Source organism: Nocardioides sp. (assembly GCF_036503465.1).
Classification (GTDB): domain Bacteria; phylum Actinomycetota; class Actinomycetes; order Propionibacteriales; family Nocardioidaceae; genus Nocardioides.
This window is the reverse complement of sequence record NZ_DASXWU010000005.1, coordinates 1-7,466: the sequence shown is the minus strand read 5'-3', so window position 1 is coordinate 7,466 and position 7,466 is coordinate 1. Positions and strand designations below refer to the sequence as shown.

The following is a 7,466-nucleotide window of genomic DNA, read 5'->3' as shown; positions in this document are numbered from 1 at the left end:
GCGCTACAACCAGATCCGGGTGCAGCTCAAGCAGATGCGTGGTGACGTCCAGGCACTGCGCGCCGACCAGGCCCGGCAGCAGAAGCTGACCGAGAAGGCCCGGCGCCTCGTCGCCGACTCGATCGTCCGGCAGTACGAGGGCGACTCCCTGTCCGCGGTCGGGCAGGCGGTCGTCTCCAGCAACCCGGACGCCTTCGTCTCCCAGCTGAGCACGATGTCGGCCTTCAACTCGATGCAGGCCGGGCAGTACTCGTCGTACCTGACCCAGGCGAAGGCGCTCAGCATCCGTCAGGGCGCGACCCAGGACCAGCTCGAGAAGGTTGCCGCGCTGGAGAAGCAGGCCGCCGAGGACAAGGCGACGATCGCCAAGAACCTCGACGCCGCCAAGAGCCTCCTCGGCAAGATGCAGGCCGCGGCGCGCGCGCGCATGCTCGCGGCCTCCCGCGACAGCACCCGCGTCTCCAGCGCCGACATCCCGGTCTCCGGCCGGGCCGCCGCCGCGGTGCACTTCGCGATGGCTCAGGTCGGCAAGCCCTACGTGTACGGCGCCGCCGGCCCGAACGCCTACGACTGCTCCGGGCTCACCATGGCCGCATGGGGCGCCGCGGGCGTCGGCCTGCCGCACTCCTCGAGCGCGCAGTACGGCTCGGGCACCCACATCTCGGCCAGCCAGCTGCAGCCGGGCGACCTGGTCTTCTACTACCAACCGATCAGCCACGTCGGCATGTACATCGGCAACGGCATGATCGTGAACGCCGAAAACCCGTCCGCCGGCATCCGGGTGACCGGCCTCTACTCCATGCCGTACGTCGGCGCCGTCCGCCCTGGCTGACCCGGCGCCCTCAGCCCCCCGACCGGCGCCACGAAAGGCCGGCCGCCCCCGCTGGTGGGTGGTCGGCCTTTCGCTGTTCCTGGCCGTCGTCCTCGGGATCGTCGTCTGGCTGACCCAGCACGACGCGACGTACCACGCGCCCCTCGACCGGAGGCCCGGCCCCGAGGTCGACCAGGCCGGTGCCGTCTCGCTCCTCGGCGACCTCGAGAGGGCGGTGCAACACCACGACACTCGCGCCGGCTCGCGTCTCGGTGCCTCACCGGCGGCCCGGACCGACCTGGCCGGTGTCGTCCGCAACGGCCGTGCCGCGCACGTCACAGCGTTCTCCCTCCGCTACGTCGACGCCTCCGGAGCCGTCGCCCCGGACGGGACGTGGGCGGCGGACGTCGCGACGACGTGGCGGTTCGCAGGCTTCGACCACCGGACCGAGCACCTCGAGATCCGGGTCCGGTTCGCCCCGGCCGGCGGCCGGCTGAGGATTGCCGGCATCGGCGGGGGAGACCGCCGCAGCCCGTTGTGGCTCTCCGGTCCCCTCCAGGTGCGTCGCGGCCCGCGAAGCATGGTGCTCGTGGACGGCTCGGCTGCACGGGCCGACGCGTTCGCCGCGCTGGCCCGTCGGGCGGTCCCGCAGGTGCGTCATGTGCTGCCCGACTGGCCGGGCGGTCTCGTGGTGGAGGTGCCGGCCTCGGAGGGCGACCTCGACGCGACGCTGGGAGCCGACCCGAGCGACTATTCCGGCATCGCCGCGGTCACCACGACGGTCGACGGCTCACGGTCGCGGACGTCGCCGAGTCACGTGTTCGTGAACCCCCAGGTCTTCGACCCGCTCCGTCCACGCGGGGCACAGGTCGTGATCACGCACGAGGCCACGCACGTCGCGACCGACGCCGCCGTCACGCCCGCCCCGATCTGGCTGGTCGAGGGCTTCGCCGACTACGTCGCCCTCAGCGCACAGAAACTGCCGGTGACCACGACGGCGGCCCGGATCATCGCCCTGGTACGCCGTCAGGGTGCGCCGCACCATCTGCCGGGACGCCACGAGTTCGCGCCCGGTGCGAAGCACCTCGAGGCGCGCTACGAGAGCGCGTGGCTGGCCTGCCGGCTGCTCGCCCGGGAGGGCGGTACGAGGGCGCTGGTGGGGTTCTACCGCACGATGGACGGGGGAGGGGCGCTCGGTCCCGCGCTGCACCGGTGGTTCGGTCTGAGCCGGGCCGCCTTCACCCGGCAGTGGCGGACCGTCCTGTCAGACTTGCCGGCGTGAGCCAACGCCGCTGGTCCCTGGTCACGTTCGCAGTCGCCGCGGTCGCGTTCGTGGTGATCGCGGCGTGGCGGATCCCGTGGCACCCGGTGCCCGGCGGCACCCCGCCCCCGGTCTCCGAGGCCCAGGTGTTCACCTCGGCCGAGATCGCACGTGCCAACGCCTACAGCGACCCGGCGAGGATGCTCGCCTGGGCCTCGCTGGCCGTGTCCCTGGTGGTGGCGCTGGTCCTCGGCCTCACACCGCTCGGTGCGCGCCTGGCGGGTCGACTCCGCGGTTGGTGGTGGGTGCGGGTGCTGCTGGCCGTCGCGGCCCTCGCCGTGATCGGTCGCCTCGTGACCCTCCCGTTCGCGATCATCGGGCACCACCGGTCTCTCGACTACGGACTCAGCACCGAGGCATGGGGCCCCTGGACCGTCGACCTGCTCAAGGGCCTGCTGCTGTCGATCGTGATCTCCGGCCTCTTGCTCCTGGTCCTGATCGGCTGCGCGCGTCGCTGGCCGCGCGCCTGGCCGGCCGTGGCCGGGACGATCCTGGGAGCTCTGGTGATGGTCGGCTCCTTCGTCTACCCGGTGGTCGTCGAGCCGGCCTTCAACCAGTTCACGCCGCTGCAGGACGGTCCGCTGCGCGCGCAGATCCTGCACCTGGCCGACGTGGAGCACGTCCACCTCGACGACGTGCTCGTGGCCGACGCGTCACGGCGTACGACGACGCTGAACGCCTACGTGTCGGGCTACGGCAGCACCCGCCGCGTGGTGATCTACGACAACGTGATCAAGGACCTGCCGCGTGCCCAGATCCTCTCGATCGTCGCTCACGAGCTCGGGCACGCCCGCCACGACGACGTGCTCACCGGCTCGGTCCTGGCGGCCCTGGGCACCACCTTGGGGATCGGCCTCCTCGGCCTCGTTCTGTCCTTCGTACGCCGCGTCCCGGGCGGGATGCGCGACCCGACGGTCGTTCCGCTCGTGCTGGCGCTGGTGGCGATCGCGACCCTGCTTTCGAGCCCGGTGAACAACGGCCTCTCGCGGCTGATCGAGACCCGGGCCGACGTGGACTCGCTGGAGGCCACCCGCGACCCCGCGGCGTTCGTCAAGATGCAGCGCGAGCTGGACATCCACTCGCTCAGCGACAACGGGCCGACGTGGTCGCACGTCTGGTTCGGCTCGCACCCCACCACGCTGGAGCGGATCGCGATCGCCGAGCAGCTCGGGCGCCGGATGGGCGTCACGTCGGATGCAGCGCCCGGCGGCTGACCCGAGCTGAAATCGTCGATGGCCGCGGATCCCCCATGGATCCGCGGCCATCACATGCGACGAGAAACTGTCAGCAGGTGCCGGCTTTCGCGCTGGTGCCGATGCTGCTACAGGTGTTCTTGAAGACGTTGGTCAGCACTCCGCCGAACAGGAAGACGATGGCCACGATCAGGGCCGCGATGCCGGCAATGAGCAGTCCGTACTCCACGGCCGAGGCGCCTCGCTCGTCGAGCTGTGCCTTCTTGGCGTTCAGGATGATGCGCAGGTAGTCGAGCATGGGGAGGGGCTCCTAGTTCGTGGACCGCGTACGCGGAACTGGTGATGTCTCAATTGTCGGCCGTGCCGTGTCCGGGGGCATCCGGCGTTCGCACGAACCCACCTGACCCGGCTGGACTAGCAGAAGATGACCGGTGGGTGTGCTCGGCGGGGTCGTCGGACAGTGCGATGGCCGCGTCAGGCGGGCCGGACATGACGATGGCCGCGGGCCCCGGTCCGCGGCCATCGTCGATCGAGCGTCAGCCGCAGCTCTGGCTGGAGCTGGCACCGATGCTGTTGCAGGTGTTCTTGAAGATGTTGGCGAGCACGCCGCCGAAGAGGAACACGACCGCGACGATCAGGGCCGCGATGCCGGCGATCAGGAGGCCGTACTCGACGGCGGACGCACCGCGCTCGTCCATCTTGGCCTTCTTCGCGTTGAGCATGATGCGCAGGTAGTCCAGCATTTTTTCTCCCCAATTGGTGATGAGTATGTTTCAGGGCGTTCGAAGGTCACCCTCTTCCCCACGTACAGGATGCCGATACGCGGTCGGTTTTGTCGCAGATTGGGAGATTTCGTGTGCTGGTCTAGACGCGGCTTGATTCCCGTCGGTCCTCACCGTGCCGCAGTGCAGACGTGACGAAGGCCGCGGAGCAACGGTCCGCGGCCTTCGTTGGTCGGCCTGGTCAGCCGCAGCTCTGGCCGGAGCTCTTGCCGATGCTGTTGCAGGTGTTCTTGAAGATGTTCGACAGCACGCCACCGAACAGGAAGACGATCGCGACGATCAGGGCCGCGATGCCCGCGATGAGCAGGCCGTACTCGACGGCGGACGCACCGCGCTCGTCCATCTTGGCCTTCTTGGCGTTGAGCATGATGCGCACGTGGTCCAGCATGGTCGTTTCTCCTCCGGGGGGATTTGATGCGGCGTGAGAGCGCCGGCCTTTCTTCGCTGAGAATGGCCCGCCGCCGTCGGAAGCGCTGTCGAATTCGAGAAGTTTGCACTTCAGGCGATCGCACCGTGTCCCTGGTCGCGCTGCCAGCCGCCGGACATGACGAAGGCCGCGGACCAATGGTCCGCGGCCTTCGTTGGTCGGCCTGGTCAGCCGCAGCTCTGGTTGGAGCTCTTGCCGATGCTGTTGCAGGTGTTCTTGAAGATGTTCGACAGCACGCCACCGAACAGGAAGACGATCGCGACGATCAGGGCCGCGATGCCGGCGATCAGGAGGCCGTACTCGACGGCGGACGCACCGCGCTCGTCCATCTTGGCCTTCTTCGCGTTGAGCATGATGCGGAGGTAGTCCAGCATTTTCGTTCTCCTACAGAGTTGTTGACTTTGGCGTTTGAGAGCCGAGAAGGCCGGAGGCCTCCGTACTCAATGATCGCTCAGGTACGGCCTCTACGTATCGAGTTTTCGGTCGAAGCCACCTAGTCCATCCGGGCCATTTGGTGACGTGCAGGGGGAGGAACTCGCAGGATTTCCTGACAATGTCAGGTGAAGTGTGCTTCAGCTCGAAGGGCGTTGCACGGTCGAGAGCAGACCGATCCGCATCGCGGTGACCAGGGCCTGGGCACGGTTCTGCGCGCCGAGCTTCTGGTAGATCCGGGCGATGTGCGACTTCACGGTGGACTCGCTCATGTACAGCTGCTGGCCGATGGCGGCCGCGTTCGCACCGTCGGCCAGCAGCAGCAACACGTCGTGCTCGCGCTGTGAGAGCCGGGTCGACTCCGCGCTCATCCGGCGCATCATCGCGCCGGCCAGCCCGGTGCACAGGAACGAGCGCGGAGAGACCGCTGCGTGGCGCGCGGCTCGCACGACTTCCGTCGAGGGCGCGTCCTTCCCGACGAACGCCGATGCTCCCGCCTCCATCGCTGCGAAGATCTGGTCGTCACCCGAGTGCATCGTGACGACCACCAGCCCGATCTTCTCGTCGGTCTGCCGGACCTGTCGGATGATGTCGAGCCCGGTGCCGTCCTGGAGCTGGAGGTCGGTGACGATCACGTCGGGCCGGTCGTCGTGGTACGCCGCGATCGCCTCCGCGACGGTGCCGACAGAGCCGGTCACCTCCGTCCCCTCCACCCGCGAGAAGGCGCCGGCGAGGCCCTCTCGAACCAGCTCGTGGTCGTCGACGATCAGGACGCGGAGATCGGCGGTGTCGGTGGTCATGACGGCTCCTCAAATCGTCGGGAGCTCACCCGCCGGACGTGCGAGCTCATGCGAGCAGGGTGTCGGCCTCCGCGACCGACTCGGGCGTCGACACGCCGGGCGGTCCGTCGAGCCGGACCGTGACCACGGTGCCATGAGGTGTGTTGTCGGTGACCGTCAGCTCGCCTGACACGAGCGCGGCACGCTCTCGCATGATCTCGAGTCCGTGGGAGTCGTCGCGACCCGGGCCGAGCCCGCGGCCGTTGTCGCTCACCACGATCTCGGCCATCGGCGGGGCGACGGAGCACTGCACGTTGATCGCGGTGGCACCGGCGTGACGGACCGCGTTGGTCATCGCCTCCTGCGCGATCCGCAGGAGCTCGCTCTCGATCTCGGGACGCAAACGGGTGGTCTGCTCGTCGAGGGTGACATGGATCGGAAGGCCGCTGCTGGCGCTGAGGTGCCGTGCCAACGATCCGATGGCGGTGCCCAGGGAGTCGCTCTCCCCGATCTCGGTCCGCAGCGTCTGCACCGAGCGGCGGACCTCCCCCACGACCATGGTCAGCCGCTCGCGGAGCAGGGTGAGCTGGCGGGCGCGCGTGGAGCCTTCGGCCTCCTGCTCGACGAGGGTGTCGACGAAATAGCCCAGAGAGGCCATCTCCTGGGCGACGCCGTCGTGCATCTCGCGAGCCAGCCGGCGGCGCTCCTCGACCGTCGCGGAGTCCCGGAACGCCAGGAACAGCACGGCCGTGTCCAGCCGCACGGTCGCCGGGCTCAGGCGGCGGTCGAGTGCCGACAGTCGTCGCGGAAGGTCCATCGCCTGCGGGTCGAGCCCCGGTGACAGGACGCCGGACACGACGGCCGCGACGCCACCCCCACTGTTGAGGGGGAACGCGAAGCTGTGCCCGACCACCCGGATGTTGCCGGTCATCAGGCTGTACTGGGCCAGCTCCTCGCTGACGGCCAGCTCGGGGGAGACGATTCCGGTGTCACCGACCAGTGGCGTGAGGACGTCACCCCGCGGCACGTGCACGGCGAGGGACGTCACCGGGAGCTCGTCGCGCACGGCGCTGGCGATCTGACCGCCGAGCGCCACCGGGTCGAGCCCGGAGCTGAGCCGACCGGACAGGGTGATCAGCTCACGGATCAACGTCTGGGCATCGCGGTAGGCGCGCTGGGGATCGTTGACCTGGAGGTAGGTGCGACGTACGAACGCCGCGATCAGGCCGAGTCCGAGCCCGGTGATGGCCCAGGTGGAGGCCGCATTGACCTCCGGCCAGTGGAGGTCGCCGGTGAGCAGCGTGATCACGACGTACACGGACAGCTCGGACCCCAGCGACGCGGCGACGCCACGCGCCCCGATCGCCAGTCCGGCCGTGAACGGTGGCACGGCCAGCGCGGCCAGGATGGCGGTCGTCGAGTGGGACGAGAGCCCCGCGACCGAACCGATGAGCACCGCGTCGAGCACGAGCAGGAGGGTCGCCGGGATCGCGAGCACCTCTCCCGCGGTGACGGCGGCCCAGATCGCACCCAAGGCCAGCAGAGCCAGCAGCAGGAGCTGGTTGTTCCTCACGATCAGGGGCATCACCAGGCTGAGGAGCACGAAGGTGCGCGCTCCGACGGCGAGCCAGGTGTACTGACGCCTTGGACTGCCCCAGATCATGGCCCCGGACTCAAATCCCCTTGAACGAGTCCATGATGTGGATCGCAGCGGGTCCCAG

9 protein-coding genes are annotated in these 7,466 nt (G+C 69.2%); 3 read left to right on the top strand and 6 right to left on the bottom strand.

Going from position 1 to position 7,466, the window contains the following annotated elements:
• The 3 genes from VGK78_RS00275 to VGK78_RS00265 form a co-directional block, all read left to right on the top strand.
• Nucleotides 1–832 (top strand): C40 family peptidase (locus VGK78_RS00275; protein ID WP_331525245.1); only part of this gene is annotated, 832 nt, incomplete at its 5' end.
• Between the two features lie 58 nt (nt 833–890).
• Complete coding sequence (locus VGK78_RS00270; protein ID WP_331525244.1) at nt 891–2,093, top strand: hypothetical protein; 1,203 nt, start codon at nt 891–893, stop codon at nt 2,091–2,093.
• Nucleotides 2,090–3,346, top strand: a complete 1,257-nt coding sequence (locus VGK78_RS00265) for a M48 family metallopeptidase (RefSeq protein ID WP_331525243.1) — start codon at nt 2,090–2,092, stop codon at nt 3,344–3,346. The genes VGK78_RS00270 and VGK78_RS00265 overlap by 4 nt, the downstream gene beginning before the upstream one ends.
• Before the next feature lie 70 nt (nt 3,347–3,416).
• On the opposite strand, the gene VGK78_RS00260 is transcribed toward VGK78_RS00265, so the two are convergent.
• The 6 genes from VGK78_RS00260 to VGK78_RS00235 form a co-directional block, all read right to left on the bottom strand.
• The gene (locus VGK78_RS00260; protein ID WP_331525242.1) at nt 3,417–3,623 is read right to left on the bottom strand and encodes a Flp family type IVb pilin; all 207 of its coding nucleotides are present in this window, start codon (nt 3,621–3,623) and stop codon (nt 3,417–3,419) included.
• 238 nt (nt 3,624–3,861) lie between these two features.
• Nucleotides 3,862–4,068: a Flp family type IVb pilin gene (locus VGK78_RS00255; RefSeq protein WP_331525241.1), complete on the bottom strand. Its 207-nt coding sequence runs from the start codon at nt 4,066–4,068 to the stop codon at nt 3,862–3,864.
• 220 nt (nt 4,069–4,288) lie between these two features.
• Nucleotides 4,289–4,495, bottom strand: coding sequence for a Flp family type IVb pilin (locus tag VGK78_RS00250; protein ID WP_331525240.1), 207 nt, complete (start codon nt 4,493–4,495; stop codon nt 4,289–4,291).
• A gap of 206 nt (nt 4,496–4,701) precedes the next feature.
• The gene (locus tag VGK78_RS00245) at nt 4,702–4,908 is read right to left on the bottom strand and encodes a Flp family type IVb pilin (RefSeq protein WP_331525239.1); all 207 of its coding nucleotides are present in this window, start codon (nt 4,906–4,908) and stop codon (nt 4,702–4,704) included.
• A 198-nt stretch (nt 4,909–5,106) separates the two neighbouring features.
• Nucleotides 5,107–5,766, bottom strand: a complete 660-nt coding sequence (locus tag VGK78_RS00240; protein ID WP_331525238.1) for a response regulator transcription factor — start codon at nt 5,764–5,766, stop codon at nt 5,107–5,109.
• 46 nt (nt 5,767–5,812) lie between these two features.
• Complete coding sequence (locus tag VGK78_RS00235) at nt 5,813–7,408, bottom strand: sensor histidine kinase (protein WP_331525237.1); 1,596 nt, start codon at nt 7,406–7,408, stop codon at nt 5,813–5,815.
• Between the last annotated feature and the right edge of the window lie 58 nt (nt 7,409–7,466).